Source organism: Vibrio fluvialis (genome assembly GCF_900460245.1).
Classification (GTDB): domain Bacteria; phylum Pseudomonadota; class Gammaproteobacteria; order Enterobacterales; family Vibrionaceae; genus Vibrio; species Vibrio fluvialis.
Genome location: NZ_UHIP01000001.1, coordinates 635638 through 657188, shown reverse-complemented (window position 1 = coordinate 657188; position 21551 = coordinate 635638). Strand labels below are relative to the sequence as shown.

Genomic DNA, 21551 nt, shown 5'->3' with positions numbered 1-21551 from the left:
TCTGCCTCCCCTATTTCAGTGCCAAAATGGTGTTGAAGGTGTCGTTTGCCGCCTGAATAATGCGTGACGACGCCATATAAGCTTGTTGAAACTTCATCATGTTGGCCGCTTCTTCGTCGAGGTTGACCCCGGAAACCGAAGCAATGCGTGATTCTGCCGACTCTTTTTCCAGACGCGCGACATCTGATAAGCGAGAAGCGGTGGAGAGTTTCAAACCGAAATCAGTATTCAGGTTGTGGTAAAGATCGATGATGGTCGATTTCTTGCCATCGACATTCTTATCGCTCTGGACGTTGATCATCTTGCGCAGGTTGCCGTTGTCACCGTCGGATGGGACAAGGTTTGCCGTGAACTTGTCATCGGCAATTGCACCACGTGACAGCGAGAAAATGGTCTCTTTACCGTCACTGTTCTGCTTAGGAATGGTCAGCGTCAGCTCTTCCTGATTATCTTCAAACGTGTAAGGCTGAGTGACCAATACCTTGCCCGTTTTATCCTGCACACGAACCTGCATTTCACCCGTCGGGTTGCCGTCGCTGCCTTTAACCTGCACCACGTAGGCCTCAAACTCTTTCACATCGCCCGCCTGGTCGATGTTGAACTTGGCCGAGCCTTGAGCAAACGCAGTGGACGCCTCATAACTCTGAGCGGCAATTTTTGACGCATCGTCGATAGCCATACGCATGGTTGCCGCTCCGTTACGGGTCGGACAAATAATCACGCGTTCACCGGTCTTCGGTTCATTGTTGATTTGAATTCGCATGCCATCGATATCGATATGACCACGCTCAACAGCGACTTTACTCTGTTCGCCATTCGGCATCGTCATGATGTAGTCGTCGCCGTTGTAGGTCAGTGAATACTCGCCACCTTTTAACTGGCTGATATCTTGGATATAAACCGCCAAATCCGCTTCAGAGTTACTCGAGGTCACCACACGTGAACGCGCGACCACATCAGAGTTCACATCGGTAAAAATATCCGAGCCAATGTCGCCGCGCAGATCGAGGCCCTGATGCTGCAACTTGTTCACTTCAAAGGAAAATGATGTGGCCAGGCGACCAATTTCATCCAGCAGACCGGGTATGTGCTTGTCACGCATATCCATCAGCGCGCCGATTTTGCCGCCGATGTCGCGAGCCGTAATCGGTTTGATACCCTTCCCCTCCACCATCGCCAAGCGGCGCTGATGAATGTCCGGATAACCATCAATCATTTTCAGTTGGCTGGCTTCGGTGCCAGAGACCAGCGTGTGGCCGTTACCAATGTGTACGTTAAAACCTTCCGCATTTTTACGCGGAGTCACGGTCACTTTGGTGTATTGAGACAGCTCGGCCACCAGCTTTTCGTGCTGGTCCATCAAATCGTTGTGTGGGCCTGGAGTGCGCATCATTAAACGCTGCAAGTCACGAATTTCCACTGCCAATTGGTTGATGCGTTCAATGCCCACATCAAGACCTTTGTTAGTCACATCAAACTGGCGACGCACCGTCTCGTGGAAATCGTTCATGTTCTGACTGATCAGCCCGGCTTTTTCTAACACTACTTTGCGCGCGCCCACATCATTCGGCGAATCCGCCAGTGTTTTCACCGAGTCGAACCATTCATTGAGGTTTTCAGGGATTTTTTTCGAGGCCACCGACGACAGTAGCTTGGACAGCATATCGAGGTTTTCCTCGTCGTCGCGCTTAAACGAATGGTCGGTGGTGGCAAGGTTCAGCTCTTTAACGGCAAACTGATCCCAAGAGCGGCGAACATTTTCCACATGCACGCCCATACCGTAGGTTTCCCCACCGTACTGGCGAGGCATATTGGTCCCTTGGATCACAGACTGACGGCTGTAACCCTCTGTATTAACATTAGAAATGTTATGACCAGTGGTGTTGAGTTGTCTCTGAGCCGTAAGTACGCTTTGCGCACCAACATTCAGAAGATCAGACGCCATAATGCCCCCAAAAACCTAGAAAACCACCGGTATAAACCGGCACCTAGACTCAATGAAGCAATATGTATGCCAAGCAAATATTGGGGTGCTAAGATAAGGAAAAATAAGGAAGTTATCTGAAGAGAGAAGAAAGTCATCAGCCGGCAAGATAACCGGCTGAGGCAGTGATTATAACTCGTCCATCTGTTCGATTTGCGCTTTCACGCGCAGCACCTTGTCGGCGTACTGCGGATCGGTCGCATAACCCGCCTGATGAATGCCGCGAATGAAATCTTCATCGCTGCCACCATGGCGCAGGGCCGTGGTGTAACGCGGATTATTGGCCAGGAAACGTACATAGTCGTTAAAGCTGTCCTGATAATTGGAATAAGAACGGAATGCGGCTTTTTCCATCACCGGAGTCTGATCCTGATATTCCAGTGTTTGAGTGGCCACTTTGGCACCGTGCCAGCTGCGGTCGGCCTTGATGTTAAACAGATTGTTGCTGCTACCACGGGCGTTTTTCACCACTTTCTGGCCCCAGCCTGTTTCCAGTGCCGCCTGAGCCAGCAGCAGCGTGGAATCGACGCCTAGCGCTTTTGCCGCTTTATCAGCGAACGGCTTCAAGGACGCCACGAAAGACTGCGGCGAATCAAAAGAACCTTTCGCTGCAGGTGCATTCTCTTCGCCAGCCGTAACACTTGCCGCCTCCGTTGCCGGGTCGCTTGCCGGTTGATTTTCCGCCATCTCACGGGAGTGTTCCACACGGCGCATCGCTTCCTGGAAATTGTCTTCGCCCGTCGTGTTGGATTTCTCCGCCGTCGACAATTGCGCCACAATCATATCCGCCAGCCCCAGTGAACCTGACGCGCTGAGTTGGCTGGTCATCTGCTCGTCCAGCATCTGACGGTAAAAATCTTCGTTTTGGCTGTTGAACATGTCGGACTTGAAGCTGGAGTTCGCATCACGCATCGACTTCAGCATCATGGTGGTAAAAATCGCTTCGAACTGACGCGCCGCGGCTGTCAGCGCTTCTTTTTCCGATTTTTCATCACCGGTAACGGCCTGCTTACGCAGCGTATCTAAGCTGGCAATATCGTGAATGAAGCCAATGTCGTTAGGATTGTTAACCATGCTGCGCTCCTTAAATGATGATCAGTTGGCCTTCAATGGCACCCGCTTGCTTCAACGCTTGCAGAATCGCCATCAAATCAGAAGGAGCGGCGCCCACTTCATTCACCGCACGAACCAGATCATCCAGTGTCACGCCTGGTTCCAGTTTGAACATCTTGCCCTTTTTCTCGGTCACTTCGATGGTGGAATCCGGCACGATCGCCGTCTGACCGCCAGAAAACGCATTTGGCTGGCTGACATTCAGATTCTCTTTGATCGCCACCGTCATGCCGCCATGAGTCACGGCTGCTGGTTTCAGACGTACGTGTTGTCCTACGACAATCGTGCCAGTACGCGAATTGACGATGATTTTGGCTGAACCTTCCGCTGGGTCAAACTCCAGGTTTTCAATCGCTGACAGGAATGCCACGCGCTGGCCCACATCACGCGGCGCACGCACACGAACAGACGTCGCATCAACCGCCGAAGCCATTTGCGGCCCCAGGAACCCATTGACCGCATCAGCCATGCGCTGCGCAGTGGTGAAATCTGATTCCAGCAGGTTGAAGGTAATGAAGTCACCACGACCAAACGGCGTTGGTACTTCACGTTCAACAATCGCACCGGCAGAGATCATGCCAACGGTTGGGTTATTGCCGACAATTTTTGAGCCGTCTGCGCCGCTCGCGCTGAAGCCGCTCACCACAAGATTCCCCTGAGCCACCGCGTACACCTGACCATCCAAACCTTTCAGGAAGGTTTGCATCAGCGTACCACCACGCAGGCTCTTGGCAGAACCGATCGACGACACCGTGACGTCCACCGTCTGACCTTGTTTAGAAAAGGCAGGTAAGTCTGCGGTTACGATAACCGCGGCAACGTTTTTCGTTTTTGGTTTGGTGCCCTGCGGCAATTGGATGCCGAAACTTTGCAGCATGGCGTTAAAGCTTTGATCGGTAAAAGGTGTTGACTCACCTGTGCCCGGCAAACCTGTGACCAGACCATAGCCCACAAGTTGGTTACTGCGCACACCTGCTACTTGAGCAACATCTTTGATGCGCGCAGCCTGAGCGGAGGCGGCGACCAGCATCATCAATAACAAAGTGAGTCTTTTCATTGTGGATTACCTGTCTCGTGTAAAAAACAATGGGGCCAAATCAGGCCCCATCGATACTTATGCTGTCAAAACTTCGACCATCGGGTGCGATTTACAAAGAGACATTAAAAAATCGTGCCAAGAATCCAGGTTCTTGCATATCTTGGTTGGTTCCGGTGCCAGAATACTGAATTCGGGCATTGGAAATGCGGTTCGACGCAATGGTGTTATCGAAGTCGATATCATCCGGGCGAATCGTGCCGCTCAGGCGAATGTACTCGTCACCAGTGTTCAGACTCAGCCATTTTTCCCCGCGAATCACCAGGTTACCGTTGGCTAAAATCTCGATCACTTCAACGGTGATGGAGCCCGACAAGCTGTTACTCTGGTTGGCCTGCGCACTGCCTGAGAACTTGTTGTCATTTTTCAGCGCGTAGGAAAAATTGTATTCACCGACGTTGAGTTCTTTGCCGCCGACACTGAGCGGATCCATTGACGCGTCATTTTTCTTTTTCAGATCCGCATCGGCACTTTTGGCCGCTTTGGTACTTTCATTCAACGTCACGGTTATGATGTCGCCAATGCCACGGGGTTTGGAATCATCATACAAGCTGTTAGCACGCGATAGGTTGAACAACGAGCCGGTTTCTGCCGCGTAGTGCTCTGGCTTTTCTTTAGGATGAATCGGTGCCCAGGCGGGATCACCGGCAACCGGATCCGTACGGTTACGCAGGGTATCAACTAAGCCGGTAGTGCTGCTGTCTGCCGATTTATCCCCTTCCACTGCATCGACAACGGTTGTGCCTTGGGCAACATCGGCCGTCTCAATCGGCTCTTGTAGCAAACTACATCCCGACAGGAGTGAAATAAGAGTTAGGCTGAGTATACGTTTCATCGCGGCATTCTCTTGCTAATTAGTACTTAGAGCTGTTGGTTTACGTAGCTCATCATTTTGTCGACGGCCGAGATCACTTTTGAGTTCATCTCGTACACGCGCTGTGCTTCAATCATGTTGACCAACTCTTCGGTCACGTTCACGTTGGAGCTTTCCAGCATTGACTGACGAACGTTGCCCAGACCATCAATACCCGGAACCCCTTCCTGAGGGTCACCACTGGCACCCGTTGGCAAGTAAAGGTTCTGACCAATCGGTTCCAGACCGCCCGGGTTAATGAAATCAACGGTGGTGATCTGCCCCAGAACCTGGTTGTCCTGCTGGCCACGCACACGTACCGACACTTCACCGTCGTTACCCACAGTGATCGAGATGGCGTCATCCGGGATCACAATTTCCGGTTGCAGCGGGTAACCCGAACCTGAGGTGACAATCACGCCTTCATCGTTCAGCGTGAACTGACCGTTGCGGCTATAGCCAATGTTGCCGTCTGGCATCAGGATCTGGAAGAATCCGTCCCCTTCAATCATCATGTCCAGACTGTTGGTCGTGGTTTGAGCATTGCCGTTGGTGTGGACTTTTTGCGTTGCCACCACTTTCGAACCCGCGCCCAGCATCAGACCGCTCGGCAGTTCTGTGTTCTGTGACGACTGACCGCCAGGCTGGTTAATATTCTGATAGAACAAATCTTCAAACACCGCGCGGCTTTTCTTAAAGCCGACGGTGGAGGCGTTAGCCAGGTTGTTCGAGATCGTCGCAATGTTGGTTTGCTGCGCGTCTAGGCCTGTTTTACTTACCCATAGTGCCGGTTGCATCGTTATCTCCTAGTCGGTTAGCTCATACGAAGCAGAGAGTCGGACGACTTGTCCATGTCTTCTGCGGTGCTCATCATTTTGACTTGCATTTCAAACTGACGTTGCAGGTCAATCAGGCTGGTCATTTCGCCAACGGCGTTGACGTTACTGCCTTCTACTGCACCGGTCAGAATCTTCACGCTGGCATCTGCATCGTATGCTGCGTTCGGGTCTTTTGCTCGGAAAAGGCCATTCACATCTTTAAACAACGATTGATTATCCGGACGAACCAGCTTGATGCGATCGACGATTTCCATGGCATCTGCCGGAGCGCCTTGCGGGCGAACAGAAATAGTACCGTCGTTGCCGATTTCCACTTTAGCCAGCGGCACTGGCAATGTGATTGGCGCACCGGTTTCACCCAACACCGGATGACCATTGCCGTTCAACAGCAGGCCATTGGCATCAATATTCAAATTGCCGTTGCGGGTCAGCCCTTCTTTGCCGGTTTTATCCATCACGGCAATCCAGCCATCACCCTGAACGGTAATGTCTAAATCACGGCCCGTCGTGATCACACTGCCTTGCTGGAAATTGTGCCCAGGACGCTCGGTCATACTGAACACACGGCTTGGCAGGCCATCACCGTACGCTTGCATTGAGCGTGCTTGTTCCAAATCGGCACGAAAACCTGTTGTGCTGACGTTGGCCAAGTTGTTTGCTCTCAGCTGCATCGCTTGCATGTTTTGTTTTGCGCCACTCATGGCAAGAAACAATGCACGGTCCATAATTTGCTCCAGAAATCGTTGGTTAAGAGCAATAAAGCAATTGGCGTGCCAAATTTAAAATGTGTTTTTAATCAAGGAGTTTTGATAATTTTGAAGTGAGAAAGCGAGGATTTGCCGCGGCAAGGTGGCAAGCTGGCAATCCTATCAGACCGACGTTGCCGCCGGTCTGACAGACCAGATGATGAGATTATCGAATCTGTAGGATGTTTTGTTGCAGTTGGTTGTGAACTTCAAGCGCACGAGAGTTCGCCTGGAAGTTACGCTGCGCAGAGATAAGATCCACCAGCTCTTGAGTCATATCGATGTTTGACTGTTCCAGCGTACCGTTGTTAATGGTACCGAAAGACCCTTTGTTTGATTCACCCCAGATCTTGTCACCCGAGAACTGCGTTGAATCCCACTGAGTACCGCCTTTCTTATCCAGACCTTGCTCGTTCGGTACACGCACCAGTGCCACACGGCCCAGAGTAATGTTTTCACCGTTCGAGTAAGTGCCGAGAACGCTGCCGTTTTCGTCAAAGTCAATCTTCGTCAGGAAGCCTGTCGTTGCACCGTCTTCATCAAACTTCGTCAGTTCAAATGGCGCAGCAAACTGAGTTGCCGCATCCAGACCGAATGACAGAACCTGATTCACATCCGCACCGTTCAGGTTGACTGGGTTTGCACCACCACCCAGAGGCTCAGACACGATTGGCTGACCGTTGTTCAGGCTTGCCAGCGTACCGTCATTATTGAACTTCATGGTGTGACCTACCTGGCCCGATGCAGTAGTCGCGTCACCACCGGTAATATTGAGTGGTTTCTCGCCTTCTTTATCAGTCACTGTGTAGTAGGTTTGCCATGTGTTTGGCTGAGTCTGATCTTTCAGGTAGTACGTGGTCAGTTTGTAAGCCTGCCCCATCGAGTCATAAATGGTCGATGACGTTGAGCGGTTGTATGTATCCGGATCCGTGTAATCAAACAGCGTTGGATCTTTCAGATCACCGTTAGCCGGAAGGTTCACACCGACTTCAATGTTTGAGGTCTGTTTCGGCTTACCAAACTCCGCAGGAATGTTCATGGGTGCCGGCTCGTAAGAAAGCACATCACCAGTATCCGGGTTGACCTGATAGCCCAGCAGGTATTCGTCGTTTGACGTCACCATGTAGTTGTTCTTGTCGAGGTGGAAAGCACCGTTACGAGTCAACTCATTTTGTTGTGGCACCAAACGATCTTTAGCGACGGCGAAAAAGCCGGTACCCGAAATGCGCAGGTCCATTGGGTTGTTAGTATAAATACTGGAACCCTCGTGGAATTGTTGCGCCACTTTGTTCGCCTGAACACCGCCACCTGGAGTGGTTTTAGCGTTAGTAAACAAAGAGTTCGAGTACACATCACCAAATTCAGCACGCGACTCTTTAAAGCCAAAAGTATTGGCGTTCGCAATGTTGTTACTGGTTGTGTTCAGATCTAACTGAGCTGCGGACAAACCGCTAAGAGATACATATGACATTCCAAATTCTCCTATCTAGCTAGCATGATTATGCTTTGCCAACTTCTAGTACTTCAGCAAGTCGAACTGGCGATTCAAAACCAGCCAGATTGAGCAGTACGTTACCATCACCTTTACCCAGAAGAACGCTGTTGACGTTTGCGTAGGTCGAAACCTCAAAATCTTTGCTTTCTCCATCCAGCAAACCCGAAGCTTTCACTTTGTATTTGCCACCCGGCAATGGATTACCGTTTTGATCTTTGCCGTCCCATTCGACACGGCTATCTCCGCTTGGTTTGGCGCCAACGTCAAACGTTCGCACCAATTGGCCTGCTTCGTTCTCAATGCGGACAAACAAGTTGTCGACCGATTGAGGAAGCTTCACCATCGCCGCCATGCCGGCGTCATCCTTTTTCACCCCTGCAGAACCTGGTACCAGCACATCACGACCTACCAGTGATGAAGCCTGCAGAGCTTGATTCGACGTCATTGACGAGTTGAGGTTCTCAAACTGAGAATTCATCTTGCCAATGCCATCCACCGTCGCAAATGAGGCCATTTGCGCGATCATCTGGTCATTGCTAACCGGCTTAAAGGGATCTTGCTGAGCGAGTTGCTTCGTGAGCAACGACAGGAAATCTTCTTGTTTGAGATCCTGCTTACCCGTTGTCTCGGTTGGCTTATTCTTCTCTTGAAGAGCCTTCAGCTGGTCAACATAGGACAAGCCGCTTTGACCAACGTTATTAATTCCGGCCATTCGCTACCTCCTTATCCTTATTGACCCATCTGCAGCGTACGCAGCAGCATTTGTTTACTCGCATCCGCAACCTGGACATTAGTCTGGTATGAACGAGATGCCGAGATCATATTGGCCATTTCTTCCATCACGTTAACGTTAGGCTTGTAGATATACCCTTCGTCGTTCGCAAGTGGGTGGTCAGGGTTAAACTCCGCACTCAGCGGTTTATCGCTTTCTACGATACCCAATACTTTCACTGGCACATTCGGGTCGCGGTTAAAACGTGCCTTACTTAACTCAGCGCCGAACACGGCATGGCGAGCTTTGTAAGTGTCCTTAGCAGAGCTACTTACGCTGTCCGCGTTAGCCAGGTTGCTCGAGGTGGTATTTAGACGAACAGATTCAGCACTCATTGCAGAACCAGTCACATTGAACACATTAAATAAGCTCATCTAATTATTCCCCTTTAATCGCTTTCGTTAAGTTCTTGAATTTACTTCCTAAGAAGTCGAGTGACGCTTGGTGACGCAGTTGGTTTTGCATAAACAAGTTACGCTCCAAATCCACGTCAACCGTATTGCCGTCACCGGTATCAGGTTGAGTAGGAACGCGGTAAAGCATTTCCCCTGTCACTGTCGTTGAGGCAGGAATGTGCCGACCGTCCGTGCGGCTAAGACTGATGCTTGCCCCTGAACTTGCCGCCTGCAATGCCTTATGAAAGTCCATTCCTTTCGCTTTGAACCCTGGCGTATTCGCTTGCGCAATGTTGGTCGCAATGACTTCTGCATTACGTTCGCGAACACCCACCGTGTACTGGTGTATGCCGAGTGCGTTGTCAAAAGAAATAGCCATGTTTTGCCTCTTCGATAAGAACTGACCGTTACTAATGATTTAAAAGCAATTAGCGTACCAACTTTTCATCAATACCCAATTCGCGCTTAAACCACCCTTAGCTAGCAAAGAGCAAGCCGACTTGCCTGAGTTTGGAATGTCTCACTTCAGGTATAGCGTATCGAAGCAGGCAAAGAAAGGGATGAAGAGGTCGGTCTCACCAGTCTTGAACAAAGCAGAACATAAAAATGAACATCGCATCTGTCCGAGCGGCAAACAAAAAGCCCGGCGATTGCCGGGCTTGATATTGAAATTGCATTTATTTCAGTTTGTAGATGATGCCAGGGTTACAGCGAACCATCTCAAAGCGGTCTGTGAGGCCAGTGAGAGACTCCGATGCTCCTAGTAGCAGGTAGCCCCCCGGGTTCAGGCTATTAGCCATCTGATTCAACACTTTGGATTTCATCTCCGGAGAGAAGTAAATCAACACGTTACGACAAAAGATAATGTCAAACTTACCCAACAGTGCGTAGCTTTCCATCAGGTTCTGCGGACGGAAATTCACCAAACGTTTAACGTTGTCTTTCACTTTCATGCGCCCATCGCCAGCATCTTCAAAGAAGGTGCGGCGACGCTCAGGAGAAAGACCACGCCCCAGCGCCAGATTGTCGTACACACCGGCACGACACATATCCAGCATGCTGGCGGAAATATCGGTCGCAGTGATCGACACGCTAGGCAGTAATCCCGGACGACGTTGCTGAACTTCCAACACAGTCATCGACATTGAGTACGGCTCCTGACCCGATGAACTCGCGGCCGACCAGATTTTGATCGGACGTTTGTTCTTCGCCATTTCAGGTAACAAGCGTTCGGCCAACACAGTAAATGGGTAAGTATCTCGGAACCACAACGTCTCATTGGTCGTCATGGCATCCACGGCTGCCACACGCAATTCGCGATTTCTGCCAGTCACGACGTCACGCAGCAAGTCAGACAGAGACGCCAACTTATATTTGCTCACGAGCGGACTGAGGCGACTTCTCACCAGATACTGTTTGCTGTCGCCCAGTACGATACCGCACTGCGACTCCAGGAACCGGCAAAAGTCACGATATTCTTGATCGCTTATAGTTATCGCAGTCATTCAGTTCTCTTTATTCTACTAGTGCAGCTTTCACCGCATTACCAAGCTCATCCGGGTTAAATTTCGCGATAAAGGAGTTCGCTCCTACGCGTTCAACCATAGCTTGGTTAAATACGCCACTCAGCGAGGAGTGGAGAATTACATACAAATCTTTCAGGGCACTGTTGCGGCGAATTTCCGCCGTCAGAGTATAGCCATCCATTTCCGGCATTTCGATGTCGGAAATAACCAGCGAAATTTGGTCGTAGATGCTGCCTTCTTTTGCCATGCTGAGCAATTTCTCGTAAGCATCTTTGCCGTCTTTGGTAAGAATGACTTCAAAACCGATGGACTCAATCGCTCGTTGTACCTGTTTACGTGCCACGCTAGAGTCGTCGGCAATCAGAATACGGCGAACAATCTGTTTTTCCTGCTCGGCGTGAGCAATCTCTTCCCCGATACGCGAATCCATGGATTCATCCACCGGCGCGATTTCGGCCAGAATCTTCTCGACGTCGAGAATTTCCACCAGCTCATTATCAATATTGGTCACGGCAGTCAGGTAGTTCGCTTTACCGGCACCATCTGGCGGCGGCAGAATCGCTTCCCAACGCATGTTGATAATACGTTCAACCGAACTCACCAAAAACGCCTGAATCGTGCGGTTGAATTCTGCAATTACCACAAAGCTTTTCTCGACATCCGTCGTCGGACGGCCACCAATTGCCAGGCTCAGATCAATCACAGATACCGTTTGACCGCGAATGTGAGCAACCCCTTTTACAAGACGGTGCAAATTCGGCATGGCGGTAAGCTTTGGGCACTGGAGGACTTCTTTTACTTTAAATACGTTAATACCGTAACGTTGGCGCCCGTTCAGACGGAAAGTTAATAATTCCAGTCGGTTTTGACCGACAAGTTGCGTACGCTGATTCACAGAATCAAGAATACCCGTCATAAGCTCATCTCCATCTCAAACTTTTATACGAAAAAAGTGATAGTCTACTTAAGGCTATGAAGAAACCAGAGAAACGAACAATGCTTTCGAATACCCGTGTATGCCCACATACCAAATGTAAGTGTAGAGCTTTCTATCACTTTTTTTATAACTCTATCGGCTTTTTGTTATTTTTCTTTAGCCTTTCTGTGCACTCTGCAACTCCAGAGCAAATCGTAAAGATTCAAGAGGCGGCACAAAGCCATGTGCTCAGTACTGTCGACAAGCCTGTCGGGGGTGTACTGGTGGTGAATGCTGCCAATATTGACGAGCGTATTTTTGCCACCGATTGTCCCGAACCTTTGAGTACATCTTCATCGTCCAACAACGGCTCAGCCAGTGCGATTACCGTATTAGTTGAATGTACGGCAGACAATTGGAAAGTCTATGTTCCGGTCAAACTGACCATGACGGTTCCCATGGTGACTGCCCTGACTCCGATCACTCGCGGCCAGATCATTACTGAGCATGACGTTACGATCAGTATGGTAGATCTGCTGCGCTTCAGACGGCAAGGTTTTTCCTCGCAAGATCTGGTGGTCGGAGCAAAAACGAAAAAAAAACCTCAAGTTAGGTGATGTCATTGAACAAAACGACATCTGCGTTGTGTGCCGCAACGAAAGCGTGATAATTCGTGCGGTCAGTACCGGGATGAGCATCACAACCAAAGGCACCGCCTTGTCCGATGGCACCTTCGGCGAACAGATAAAAGTGAAAAATGATAAATCTAACCGTATAATAGATGCACAAGTCAGCGGAATTGGTGAAGTCACGGTGCAATTTTAGCGGTCTTACTTCATAGTGCAGAAATATTTGCGCATTGGTGAAATAAAAAGCTAAAGTTCGTCTTCGTTCAGTCGATATTGACGGTACAAGTTCAAAGTTTTTAAAAGGCTCAATTATGGCAGGCATTGATAACATACGTTCAGGCAACTCGTTAGCGACGACTAACCGAGCACCTGCACGTTCAGAATCCAATGCATCTTCATCGACTTCCGGTTCCGTAAGACAGAGTTCTGGCCCGCAACATGATGCGGTGTCCCTCAGCTCACAAAGCAGAGCTCTCGGTGAAATGCACAACGAGATGGCGAGTAAGCCAAGTTTCGATAGTGCGAAAGTCGCAGCGATCAAAGAAGCGATCGCAAACGGCTCTTATGTTGTGGATGCCGATAAACTGGCTGACAACATGATCAAGTTTGAGAAAGAACTGGGCGGTTTTTAACGTCCCGGTTTGGCGATAAGGCGATTGAGTAATGGCAGCACTGAAAGACTTAGTCGAATTCCAGTTAAAAAACGCGCAAGAGTTGTCTGCGTTACTGGAACAAGAAAAAGTAGCGATCACCAGCCGGATTTCGGCGGATATTGAAGCGCTTGCCAAACAGAAAATCACCTTGGTGAATCAGTTACAACAAACCGATCAACGCATCTCCAACCATCCTCATGTAACGAGCCTGACAGAGGATGAATATTTGGACAATCTGGTGAAACAGATTCGCACGATCGTGTTCGACTGCCAGCAAGCCAATGCCGTGAACGGTGAAGCGCTTGCCAGAGCGCAACTGAGTTTCAACAAGCTGAATAACCTGATGCAGCAGAGCCATGGCAAAGTCGGGATGACCTACAACGCCACTGGCCAGACACATACGGTGTCGACGCTGGGGACCAACATCAAAGCCTGATCAGATTACGAAGATAAAAAAAGCGGCAAACATTGCCGCTTTTTTGCTATCTGGAGAGGAGAGATTTCAGAATAGAGTTTGCTGACGTTTTTCCGGTACCTGCTGCACTTCACCGTAGTCACGCAGACGGTCCATCTTGCGGATATCAAGTCGCAGTTCAGTGACATAGCTGTCGCCGACTTTGTAGCTGCGTACCACTTCCGCCCCGCGAATTACGCCGTCAACCGCACCGGATGTCAGCTCCGTTCCCAAACGCTGATCCTGCAGTTCTGCGCGTCCGCTGACTCGCATACCATAAACCTGTTCGGCCAGTTCACGATAGGCATCGATTTTCGAAGCACGCATCGCTCGCACCTGTTTTTCTTCATCGTCACGGCCTTTCTGCTCGCTGATGCTTGCATAGCCAACGGCGGTCAGCCAGTCATCCGGACGCATGGTTTGTAGCGGCTGGCAACCAGACATCACCAGCGCTGCAATCAGGAGAAATAACCACTGTTTCATCATCGTCTCCTATGGGCGCAAAATCACGGTGTATGGCTGAGTAATGGTTGGGTCTGAACGAATCAACACACCATCCTGAGTACGAATGCTGTTCAGAGTATCCAAGTCGCGGCCGATACGATCCGCTGGCAAGAAGCCCTGCGCCGTTGCCACCACAATACGTGATTGCATTCCCACCACTCGGGCGTTGATCAGCACACCGCCTTCCTGACGCAGCATCGTTCCGGTCAGTACGTATTGCACTTCCTGCTGCTGCGCGAGATCTTTCCAATCACGACTGAATGCAAAATCGCCCTGCTGGGTGACCTGAATCGACCCCGTCGTTTTGTAGTCGACAACTTTAAAGCCGCGACGCTGGAACTGATAAATAAAACCTTCAGAAACTGAGTTCCCCAGCCAGTTAGTGGTATCCATGTTTTGCAGATCCACAAATGACGTCACCGCAATCGGCGTACGCGCCGTTACACTGGTGTTTGACTGAACCAGATCTTCTGTCAGGCTATCAACGAAGAAATCCAACGTATGACGCGGACTCTCCATCAACATAAACTGTGAACCATTGTATGGCTCTTTACCGTTATAAATCGGGGCATAGGCACAGGCCGTTAAAAATAACGCCGGCACTAAAGGAAGCCATTTTTTCATTCTCTTCATCTCCAGATATACTAAGGCATTAGTTCAATTTCACTCTCTCAGATGAAACTGGAACACTCTTTGCTTTTCTAAATCTGCGACAACTCAGAAATGCAAATGCCTACATCAGCTAAGATTTGAAAAGCAAAATTTATACCTAACTGGTAAATCATGATGAAAAAAAATATTTCCTCTTTAATTTCAATGCTTTTTTTAAGCCTTTGGATTCCTACGACTCAAGCCGCCTGGTATGAAGTGACCGGGACTGCCACCATTGTGTCGTCGGAAGATTCAGCGCGGCTCCACGCATTGGAAGACGCCATTTATAAGGCGGTAAATTTTGCCGGGGCAGATATTGGCAGTATCAGTAACCTGATGCCACTGCTGGAAACTGACCGTCAGGAGTACTTGTTTACCAACCATGAAGTACGTTACATCCTGATCGAAGATCGTAAAGTCAGAGGCAATGTTATGCAGGTTCGGGCCCGAATTGATCTCTATCCATCGGCAACAGCTTGCCACGTCGATCAATATAAAAAGACCTTTTTGGTCGGTAATATCGATGTCGCCTCTCCGCAACAAGCGGTAATGGGCCAAATTTATGACATCGGTGATGATTTTGCGCATGTGGTTGACCGACAGATCGCTCAGGAGTCACACAGTTTTGTTTCCGTTGGTACCACCAATTACGATATCGATGCACGTAACCCGGAACGGATCAAAATGATCGCACAGGATTCCGGCGCACAGTACATCATCGGCGGCGTGATCACCGACTTAACCGCAACCGTCGATCAAAAACTGCTGCAAGACGATGTGATCAACCGTCAGTTTGCGCTGGAGATGCGTGTTTACGACGGAAAAACCGGCAATGAAGTGTTCAAACACAATTACCGTGAAGTGGCGAGCTGGCCCTTCGCCAAAACCAGCCAGGTGGATACGCGCAGCGCGCGCTTCTGGGCATCGACTTACGGCCAGATGTTACTGCGCGTCAGCCGTAACGTCATGCTCGACTTAGAGTCTGAAATTTCCTGCAAGATCACTTTGCCGGAGGTAGTGGCAAAATTTGGCAACACCATCACGATGGACCTTGGCCGCATTCACGGTGTCAAGACAGGTGACAAGCTACAGTTGTGGCATACCGGAGCCTTTATTGATCAACGTGGCTTACCGCGCAACAAAGTCACCCAGAGTGATATTACGCTCACCGTAACGCGCGTGTACGAGAACGACGCTGAACTGACCATCGACCAACCTGAACTGGCTTCCAGTATCCAAATTGGCGATGTAATGCACAAACAGCTCTAGTCATGGCGGCAAGATATTAACTTATTCAAATAATTGAGTAAGATAACCCTCTCAGCTCCCGTGGCACAGCTGGATAGCGCGGCCCCCTCCTAAGGGGCAGGTCTCAGGTTCGAATCCTGTCGGGAGCGCCAAATATAAAGCCCTGATGAATCTGCGTTCATCAGGGCTTTTTTATTCGCTGTTTCAAAGTTACAAGCGAAACTTAAACTGCCCCAGCAGGTGTAAGGCTGTGTTGGGCACCGTCGCTTTGCCATAGTCCAAATCAATCTCGGCGTAAGAATAGGTAACCTTGCCTTCAAGAGAAAACAGCACCGAATCGCTCACGACAAATTCGCGCTCCAAGGCCAGTTGCGTAGTCACGCCGCCTAACTGATAGCCGCCGTGGCTGCGTTGATTATCAACCGTGACATCGGGATGCGGAATAACCACGCCAAACCCCGCGCGAACATTCCATCCCTGGGTATAAACGGCTGCGTAGTTGAGATACAACAGGTTATAGCCATCGGTGATTTCGAAATTTTGTACCCGGTCATCAAGGTCGGAAGCGTTGGCGTACAACTTGTGATGAATGAATTCGACTTCCCAAGCGGTATCGTCTTTCCAATATCCCGTACGAAGGTTGTAATAAGGAGGGCTGTTAAACGGTTTGGTATTAAGGCTAACGGAGTTCGACTCAATACGCTCCCCGTTGTCCATTTTAATGGTAATGGATTCCTGCAAGTTCAGCGCTCCACCCAATCCGAATGAGGCTTCCCATCCTTCTTTGGCTGAGACGCTAAACGAGCAACATAAGGCAGTAACGAACAGTGTGGCTTTATGCATAGTTTCTCCTACAACAAGCCACACTTTGGTTTAACTGCTCATTTCGTGCGGCATGAATCCAGAATACTCATCGTTTCGTCTTTGGCAGAGGTCGTCACGTTCGCGAAGTCCAACAAGGTGTGGAACAGATTGTCGTGCGACAGAACATCCTGCGATTTGTCTTTCACACAGGTCTTATCAATTCCATAAGTCTGAGCAAAACCCTCATCCAACCATAGCATCCAGGGCACACTCGTTTGCTCTTTCGGAGCCAAAGCGTAAGGTGTACCGTGCAAGTATAAACCATTCTCTCCCAAGGATTCACCGTGGTCTGAGATATACATCAACGCAACGTTGTATTTATCACGATATTGCTGCAGCTTCTCGATCAGTTTGCTCACCACAAAATCGGTATACGCGATGGTGTTATCGTACACATTGGTGATCTCTTCGTCCGTACAGTTTTCGATATCAGCGCGATTGCAGGACGGTTTGAATAGCTCATGCTGCTTCGGATAACGCTTCCAATACGTTGGACCATGACTGCCGATAATGTGCAGCACATACAGTTGATCATTGCCGTTTGCACTGCCAATTTCACTGTCCAAATCGTACAGCAGAGCCTCGTCATAACACACGTCAGAATCGCAGAATTGCGGGTAATCAGCAGGCTGAATCATCGTCTTCGGTAGATTTTTTGCTACCGCTTTGTCACCGCCGTCGTTGTCTTTCCACAGAACAGACACTCCTGCACGTTGAATAATGTCCAACACGTTATCCTGGGAATTTGCTACGGACTTATTGTAATGCTCACGATTCATGTTTGAGAACATACAAGGCAGAGAGTGGGCCGTTGCTGTTCCGCATGAAGAAACCTCACCAAACGAAATCAGATTGTATTTTTCAGTGTAAGGCGTGGTGTTTCTGTTATAGCCATTGATACCCAAATTCATCGATCGCGCTGTCTCTCCCAACACCAGAATGGTCAATTCGGGTTTACCGTTAGCACTGACTAACTTTTGCGCATCCATCCCAATCTGCTTGTATTCCAGCGGCGTGGAAAGGTAGGTTTTATCGAGATATTTGACGGTGTAGTAAATGTGGGAAGGCACGATCAGTTTGTTCAGATAGGCGTTGTTGCGTCCGACTGACGCATAGTCTTTATACGCTGCAACAAAGACGATAGCGATGACCGCTAAAGCCCCCAACACCAGAGCGAACCTTTGTAGTACGCGCACTTTGAACGAATGTTTCTTTTCGAACTCCACCATCCACAGAAGCAGCGTCGGCAACGCACCGAGCGCGACAAAATAAATCACCGCCTTAAATGACAGGTAGGAACTGGCTTCTGCGGTATTGGTTTCGAAGATGTTTTCAATCATCGAGTAGTCGAAGATCACACCATAGTTAAGCGTGGCGTAACTGGCCAGCGCGGAGGTGATGATCAATACGGTGAAGATAAGCTTGGTCAGATAAGGGATCGTAAAGAGTGAAAATACCACCACAAATGCTGCGGATAACAACACAGGAGCACTATAGGCAAATAAGCCGGAGCCGGTTTGCGCAGCTAAGGTGATAATTTTTGAGCTCACTGCATAATTGAGCACAAAACCGAAGTAACAGGCGATGATTAATACAAACCAAGAACTGCTGATGAGAAGCTTTGGTGTTTTCAGGACGCGGGAATTGTTCATAACAGAATAATGCCCCACACAACAGCAGCATTCGCGAGAGCAACAAACACAGCGGCAGAACCAATATCTTTTGCTCGACCACTCAACTCGTGATACTCCGTTCCAACACGGTCGACGATCGCTTCAACCGCTGAATTTAATAATTCGGTAATTAATATGATAAATAATGAACCAATCAATAGGACTTTTTCTATATTGGTCACATCTAAAAGTAGACTTACGGGAGTAAGAATAAGCAGCAATGCCAATTCTTGACGAACAGCCGCTTCATGTTTCAGCGCCGCTTGAAATCCTTGGAAGGAGTACTTCGTTGCTTTAATGATACGACGAAGCCCTTTGTCACCAGGCTTACCTGATTTAATCATGTCCATGAGTTACAACCTAAAAATTTAATGATGCATAGAGGCCGACGCCATCGTCGCTAAACGTCGGTACGACGACAAAATTGGTCACTGACATTCTCATGCCAGTAATGGCATATTGAATTCCGGTAGCCAGAGCCGCACCAGCGATGACATCTCTCCAATAATGGTATTCACTTTCTACCCGCGAATATCCCACCACCCCAGTCGCGATATACGCAGGGAGTCCATATTGCCAACCGTAACGAAATTGCAGGTAAGCCGCCCCTTGCGCTGCGCTGGATGTATGGCCGGACGGGAAACTATGGTCACCACCATTAGGTCTTTCTTCATTGATGGTAAACTTAAGTAAATGCGTTGCCGCAGAGGTCCAGATTGCGCCTTCAACCAATTGCCCCAACCCGTTAAAATCACCATAACCTATCGAGATAACACCAGCGACAGCAGGAACCGCAACTTGCAGAATATCGCCGGTTTTTTCCAACTGCTCGGAAGCGACAGCAGAAGACACGTGAGCCATATTTCCAATGACCAGTGATAGAAGTACTTTTTTTAAAAAAGGCGAAGATTTAAGCGGAACAACACTATTTTCAAGGAGCAAGAAAGCGACCAAATTATTAATTCGGTTTCCGTACACGTTTATTATTTCCATTTGTTTACGACTGACTAATTTGTATTCACATCTAGTGTGATTATTATTTTAGAGTAAAAAACTAAACGGCCGGATACTAATTTTTTGCCATATAGAAATCAAGGAACTTCTGACACTTTCCTGACATTAACTTTAATTCAACCCCATGAATTTATTTTAATACTCAGAAAATATTTAATTTAATATTAAGTATTTTATAAACAATTATGTGGCATAAAACACAAATAAAATGCAATAAATTGCACAAGGAAAATTAAAAGCCCGTAAACCCAACGTTAATTATATTATTCACTTGGACAGTATATTAACTTTGAAATAGCAGAATTTATAAATAAACCTCTCAACTAAAATATAAAACTGAGTGAACATCACTGTTATCACGCTATTCAAATCGTTGCGTAATATGAGTCATTCTTTCGCATAAACCTGACATGCCGCTGATGTTCCCAAGTCAGATTCCTCTACTCTGTGGCTACTATTCTTTCTGTTTTCTTCTACTATTACTATTAACAAATCTATCCATAGCAAACGTATGACAAAGAGTAACCTGGAAACCAACACTGGTCACCGCTTTATCTCGAAAGCCAAAACGGCCTATAAGATTCATATTCATACTCCCGATGACAAAGTGCTGCACCGGTCGGTCGGCTACATCCGTATCGGTGAACGCAAAGGATTGAAGAAAGCGATTAAGCTGCGTAACGAATTGGGACGTGAAATGTGGGGACGCCATTGGCGACGCATTCTTAAAGATCCGTTTTTGATGACCCGTCTGCCGCACAGCTTAGAGCCCAAGATCATCTATAAGCCGCGCCCAACGCTTGATAATCCGGACTGTCGTGATGCCTGCTACATTGCTGCCTGGCGCAACTACGACGACAAGGGGCATTGCACGTTCAAAAGTGTCGTCTGCTCCATCAACAAACACGGTAAACTCGCCGCCTACACGAAAACCAAAAAAGCGTTACTGGACGCGCATAAAGATTGCCTGGATATTCTGGTTTACATGGGCAGGCTCAATAGTATCGATCTCAAATAGCCCCACGTTCTGCAGAATCAAGAGACAAAAAAAGCCCACCATTATGGTGGGCTTTTTGATGGAGGAAGATTACTCTTCGACTTGGTATTCAAACGCAGGAATGACAATTTCCACGCGGCGGTTTTGTTCACGACCTGCGGCGGTAGCGTTTGACGCAATCGGACTGCTTTCCCCTTCGCCTTTGGCCGAGATACGTGCAGCATCAACGCCTTTTTCTTGCAGCGCGTCAGACACGGCCTGAGCACGCTTCTCTGACAGTTTCTGGTTGTAAGCTTCTGAGCCCGATGAATCGGTGTGGCCTGTGATTTCAACGTTCGCCTGCGGATGAGCGTTCAGGAAGGTGACCAGATCGTTCAACTGCTCTTTGCCTTCCTCACTCAACTTAGCGCTGTTGTGAGCAAAGCTCTTGCTGTCCAGTTTTTGGAACTCAACCGTTTTGGTCACCATTTTAGGCTCGGCCGCCATAGGCTCTTGCACTGGCTCTGATTGCGCAACGGGTTGCTCCTCAACCATCATTGGCGCGGGTTGGTTATCGTTGCCACCAAAGCGGTATACCAGCCCCAGTGTTGTCGTGTGTGCTTTCGCACGTACGATGTCATTGTTCATGTCACTCAGGTATTGGTACTCAACCCGAACACCCAGGTTACTGGTCGCTGCGTATTCGACACCTGCGGCACCTAAATATGAATTGTCGTAAACATCGCCATAACGAACGCGAGCTGCACCGACCTTACCGTACAGGTCCCATTTCTCCGTCAGAGCGTAGCTCAGTTTCGGCGCCAGCGTGTACGCTTGAATGGTGTCGTGATTCAGACCAGCACCATTAAATTTACCCAGGTAATCGTACCCACCTTCCACAGCCAGCCAGTCGTTGAAGTTATAGCCCAATAATGCGCCCGCGGTTGTCCCGTCCAGATCGCATGAATCGGTGTTGTTACATGCATCATCTAACCATGTTTTACCCACTTTACCGCCAAGATAGACGTCAGCCATCGCGGCCGAAGAGGCAACAAGCAGAGATGCGGAAACCATTGCTGCTAACTTTTTCATAAAAACTTCCTTCCGATCATTATTGTGATTGTATGGTGCGAGACCAACGCTACCCCTT

Annotated in this window: 23 protein-coding genes, 1 tRNA gene and 1 pseudogene; 6 read left to right on the top strand and 19 right to left on the bottom strand. The window is 48.9% G+C overall.

Features of this window, described 5'->3' with window-relative positions:
- Positions 1-10 precede the first annotated feature (10 nt).
- The 12 genes from flgK to DYA43_RS03005 form a co-directional block, all read right to left on the bottom strand.
- Complete coding sequence (gene flgK, locus DYA43_RS03060) at positions 11-1945, bottom strand: flagellar hook-associated protein FlgK (RefSeq protein WP_061056220.1); 1935 nt, start codon at positions 1943-1945, stop codon at positions 11-13.
- Positions 1946-2113: 168 nt separating this feature from the next.
- Positions 2114-3058, bottom strand: coding sequence for a flagellar assembly peptidoglycan hydrolase FlgJ (flgJ, locus tag DYA43_RS03055; protein ID WP_061056219.1), 945 nt, complete (start codon positions 3056-3058; stop codon positions 2114-2116).
- Between the two features lie 10 nt (positions 3059-3068).
- Positions 3069-4154 (bottom strand): flagellar basal body P-ring protein FlgI, encoded by a 1086-nt coding sequence (locus tag DYA43_RS03050; RefSeq protein ID WP_020331729.1) that lies wholly within the window; start codon positions 4152-4154, stop codon positions 3069-3071.
- 91 nt (positions 4155-4245) lie between these two features.
- Positions 4246-5028, bottom strand: a complete 783-nt coding sequence (gene flgH / locus DYA43_RS03045; RefSeq protein ID WP_038129485.1) for a flagellar basal body L-ring protein FlgH — start codon at positions 5026-5028, stop codon at positions 4246-4248.
- 26 nt (positions 5029-5054) lie between these two features.
- On the bottom strand, positions 5055-5843 hold the full coding sequence (gene flgG / locus DYA43_RS03040) for a flagellar basal-body rod protein FlgG (RefSeq protein WP_020331727.1): 789 nt from the start codon (positions 5841-5843) through the stop codon (positions 5055-5057).
- Positions 5844-5860: 17 nt separating this feature from the next.
- Complete coding sequence (gene flgF, locus DYA43_RS03035) at positions 5861-6610, bottom strand: flagellar basal-body rod protein FlgF (protein WP_020331726.1); 750 nt, start codon at positions 6608-6610, stop codon at positions 5861-5863.
- Between the two features lie 187 nt (positions 6611-6797).
- Positions 6798-8102 carry a flagellar hook protein FlgE gene (gene flgE, locus DYA43_RS03030; protein ID WP_020331725.1) on the bottom strand — a complete coding sequence of 435 codons (1305 nt, stop codon included), beginning with the start codon at positions 8100-8102 and terminating at the stop codon, positions 6798-6800.
- Between the two features lie 28 nt (positions 8103-8130).
- Positions 8131-8838, bottom strand: a complete 708-nt coding sequence (flgD, locus tag DYA43_RS03025; protein WP_020331724.1) for a flagellar hook assembly protein FlgD — start codon at positions 8836-8838, stop codon at positions 8131-8133.
- Positions 8839-8855: 17 nt separating this feature from the next.
- Positions 8856-9272: a flagellar basal body rod protein FlgC gene (gene flgC, locus DYA43_RS03020; protein ID WP_020331723.1), complete on the bottom strand. Its 417-nt coding sequence runs from the start codon at positions 9270-9272 to the stop codon at positions 8856-8858.
- Positions 9273-9276: 4 nt separating this feature from the next.
- Entirely contained in the window at positions 9277-9672 is a 396-nt protein-coding gene (gene flgB, locus DYA43_RS03015) for a flagellar basal body rod protein FlgB (RefSeq protein ID WP_061056218.1), read from the bottom strand.
- A gap of 298 nt (positions 9673-9970) precedes the next feature.
- Complete coding sequence (locus DYA43_RS03010; RefSeq protein ID WP_020331721.1) at positions 9971-10798, bottom strand: protein-glutamate O-methyltransferase; 828 nt, start codon at positions 10796-10798, stop codon at positions 9971-9973.
- A gap of 10 nt (positions 10799-10808) precedes the next feature.
- The gene (locus DYA43_RS03005) at positions 10809-11735 is read right to left on the bottom strand and encodes a chemotaxis protein CheV (protein WP_020331720.1); all 927 of its coding nucleotides are present in this window, start codon (positions 11733-11735) and stop codon (positions 10809-10811) included.
- Positions 11736-11791: 56 nt separating this feature from the next.
- On the opposite strand from DYA43_RS03005, the pseudogene flgA reads away from it, so the two are divergent.
- From flgA to DYA43_RS02990, 3 genes and pseudogenes are all read left to right on the top strand, one after another.
- A pseudogene (flgA, locus tag DYA43_RS03000) lies at positions 11792-12560 on the top strand (flagellar basal body P-ring formation chaperone FlgA).
- 115 nt (positions 12561-12675) lie between these two features.
- Positions 12676-12996: a flagellar biosynthesis anti-sigma factor FlgM gene (flgM, locus tag DYA43_RS02995; RefSeq protein WP_024373303.1), complete on the top strand. Its 321-nt coding sequence runs from the start codon at positions 12676-12678 to the stop codon at positions 12994-12996.
- 31 nt (positions 12997-13027) lie between these two features.
- Positions 13028-13453 carry a flagella synthesis protein FlgN gene (locus DYA43_RS02990; RefSeq protein WP_020331717.1) on the top strand — a complete coding sequence of 142 codons (426 nt, stop codon included), beginning with the start codon at positions 13028-13030 and terminating at the stop codon, positions 13451-13453.
- Between the two features lie 66 nt (positions 13454-13519).
- Here DYA43_RS02990 and flgP read toward each other — a convergent pair whose 3' ends face one another.
- Positions 13520-13957, bottom strand: coding sequence for a flagellar assembly lipoprotein FlgP (gene flgP, locus DYA43_RS02985; RefSeq protein WP_370445971.1), 438 nt, complete (start codon positions 13955-13957; stop codon positions 13520-13522).
- Positions 13958-13963: 6 nt separating this feature from the next.
- Positions 13964-14599 carry a FlgO family outer membrane protein gene (locus tag DYA43_RS02980; RefSeq protein ID WP_020331715.1) on the bottom strand — a complete coding sequence of 212 codons (636 nt, stop codon included), beginning with the start codon at positions 14597-14599 and terminating at the stop codon, positions 13964-13966.
- Positions 14600-14761: 162 nt separating this feature from the next.
- Between DYA43_RS02980 and DYA43_RS02975 the strand changes: the two genes are divergently transcribed.
- Both DYA43_RS02975 and DYA43_RS02970 read left to right on the top strand, forming a co-directional pair.
- Positions 14762-15895, top strand: a complete 1134-nt coding sequence (locus DYA43_RS02975; RefSeq protein WP_032079835.1) for a flagellar assembly protein FlgT — start codon at positions 14762-14764, stop codon at positions 15893-15895.
- A gap of 54 nt (positions 15896-15949) precedes the next feature.
- Positions 15950-16026, top strand: a tRNA-Arg gene (locus DYA43_RS02970).
- A gap of 58 nt (positions 16027-16084) precedes the next feature.
- On the opposite strand, the gene DYA43_RS02965 is transcribed toward DYA43_RS02970, so the two are convergent.
- The 4 genes from DYA43_RS02965 to DYA43_RS02950 are packed head-to-tail and all read right to left on the bottom strand — an operon-like array spanning position 16085 to position 19389.
- Positions 16085-16717, bottom strand: a complete 633-nt coding sequence (locus DYA43_RS02965) for a hypothetical protein (RefSeq protein WP_024373306.1) — start codon at positions 16715-16717, stop codon at positions 16085-16087.
- 38 nt (positions 16718-16755) lie between these two features.
- Positions 16756-18390 carry a phosphoethanolamine transferase gene (locus DYA43_RS02960; protein ID WP_061056216.1) on the bottom strand — a complete coding sequence of 545 codons (1635 nt, stop codon included), beginning with the start codon at positions 18388-18390 and terminating at the stop codon, positions 16756-16758.
- Positions 18387-18761 carry a diacylglycerol kinase gene (locus DYA43_RS02955; protein WP_020331710.1) on the bottom strand — a complete coding sequence of 125 codons (375 nt, stop codon included), beginning with the start codon at positions 18759-18761 and terminating at the stop codon, positions 18387-18389. The genes DYA43_RS02960 and DYA43_RS02955 overlap by 4 nt, the downstream gene beginning before the upstream one ends.
- A gap of 10 nt (positions 18762-18771) precedes the next feature.
- Complete coding sequence (locus DYA43_RS02950; protein ID WP_225869425.1) at positions 18772-19389, bottom strand: phosphatase PAP2 family protein; 618 nt, start codon at positions 19387-19389, stop codon at positions 18772-18774.
- A 547-nt stretch (positions 19390-19936) separates the two neighbouring features.
- Here DYA43_RS02950 and DYA43_RS02945 point away from each other — a divergent pair.
- On the top strand, positions 19937-20443 hold the full coding sequence (locus tag DYA43_RS02945) for a hypothetical protein (protein ID WP_020331708.1): 507 nt from the start codon (positions 19937-19939) through the stop codon (positions 20441-20443).
- Positions 20444-20512: 69 nt separating this feature from the next.
- Here DYA43_RS02945 and DYA43_RS02940 read toward each other — a convergent pair whose 3' ends face one another.
- Positions 20513-21493 (bottom strand): OmpA family protein, encoded by a 981-nt coding sequence (locus tag DYA43_RS02940; RefSeq protein ID WP_061056215.1) that lies wholly within the window; start codon positions 21491-21493, stop codon positions 20513-20515.
- Between the last annotated feature and the right edge of the window lie 58 nt (positions 21494-21551).

Excerpts from the sequence above, each read along its gene's own strand:
- flgK (WP_061056220.1), bottom strand. The coding sequence starts at position 1,945 with ATGGCGTCTGATCTTCTGAATGTTGGTGCGCAAAGCGTACTTACGGCT.
- flgJ (WP_061056219.1), bottom strand. The coding sequence starts at position 3,058 with ATGGTTAACAATCCTAACGACATTGGCTTCATTCACGATATTGCCAGC.
- DYA43_RS03050 (WP_020331729.1), bottom strand. The coding sequence starts at position 4,154 with ATGAAAAGACTCACTTTGTTATTGATGATGCTGGTCGCCGCCTCCGCT.
- flgH (WP_038129485.1), bottom strand. The coding sequence starts at position 5,028 with ATGAAACGTATACTCAGCCTAACTCTTATTTCACTCCTGTCGGGATGT.
- flgG (WP_020331727.1), bottom strand. The coding sequence starts at position 5,843 with ATGCAACCGGCACTATGGGTAAGTAAAACAGGCCTAGACGCGCAGCAA.
- flgF (WP_020331726.1), bottom strand. The coding sequence starts at position 6,610 with ATGGACCGTGCATTGTTTCTTGCCATGAGTGGCGCAAAACAAAACATG.
- flgE (WP_020331725.1), bottom strand. The coding sequence starts at position 8,102 with ATGTCATATGTATCTCTTAGCGGTTTGTCCGCAGCTCAGTTAGATCTG.
- flgD (WP_020331724.1), bottom strand. The coding sequence starts at position 8,838 with ATGGCCGGAATTAATAACGTTGGTCAAAGCGGCTTGTCCTATGTTGAC.
- flgC (WP_020331723.1), bottom strand. The coding sequence starts at position 9,272 with ATGAGCTTATTTAATGTGTTCAATGTGACTGGTTCTGCAATGAGTGCT.
- flgB (WP_061056218.1), bottom strand. The coding sequence starts at position 9,672 with ATGGCTATTTCTTTTGACAACGCACTCGGCATACACCAGTACACGGTG.
- DYA43_RS03010 (WP_020331721.1), bottom strand. The coding sequence starts at position 10,798 with ATGACTGCGATAACTATAAGCGATCAAGAATATCGTGACTTTTGCCGG.
- DYA43_RS03005 (WP_020331720.1), bottom strand. The coding sequence starts at position 11,735 with ATGACGGGTATTCTTGATTCTGTGAATCAGCGTACGCAACTTGTCGGT.
- flgM (WP_024373303.1), top strand. The coding sequence starts at position 12,676 with ATGGCAGGCATTGATAACATACGTTCAGGCAACTCGTTAGCGACGACT.
- DYA43_RS02990 (WP_020331717.1), top strand. The coding sequence starts at position 13,028 with ATGGCAGCACTGAAAGACTTAGTCGAATTCCAGTTAAAAAACGCGCAA.
- flgP (WP_370445971.1), bottom strand. The coding sequence starts at position 13,957 with ATGATGAAACAGTGGTTATTTCTCCTGATTGCAGCGCTGGTGATGTCT.
- DYA43_RS02980 (WP_020331715.1), bottom strand. The coding sequence starts at position 14,599 with ATGAAAAAATGGCTTCCTTTAGTGCCGGCGTTATTTTTAACGGCCTGT.
- DYA43_RS02975 (WP_032079835.1), top strand. The coding sequence starts at position 14,762 with ATGAAAAAAAATATTTCCTCTTTAATTTCAATGCTTTTTTTAAGCCTT.
- DYA43_RS02965 (WP_024373306.1), bottom strand. The coding sequence starts at position 16,717 with ATGCATAAAGCCACACTGTTCGTTACTGCCTTATGTTGCTCGTTTAGC.
- DYA43_RS02960 (WP_061056216.1), bottom strand. The coding sequence starts at position 18,390 with ATGAACAATTCCCGCGTCCTGAAAACACCAAAGCTTCTCATCAGCAGT.
- DYA43_RS02955 (WP_020331710.1), bottom strand. The coding sequence starts at position 18,761 with ATGGACATGATTAAATCAGGTAAGCCTGGTGACAAAGGGCTTCGTCGT.
- DYA43_RS02945 (WP_020331708.1), top strand. The coding sequence starts at position 19,937 with ATGACAAAGAGTAACCTGGAAACCAACACTGGTCACCGCTTTATCTCG.
- DYA43_RS02940 (WP_061056215.1), bottom strand. The coding sequence starts at position 21,493 with ATGAAAAAGTTAGCAGCAATGGTTTCCGCATCTCTGCTTGTTGCCTCT.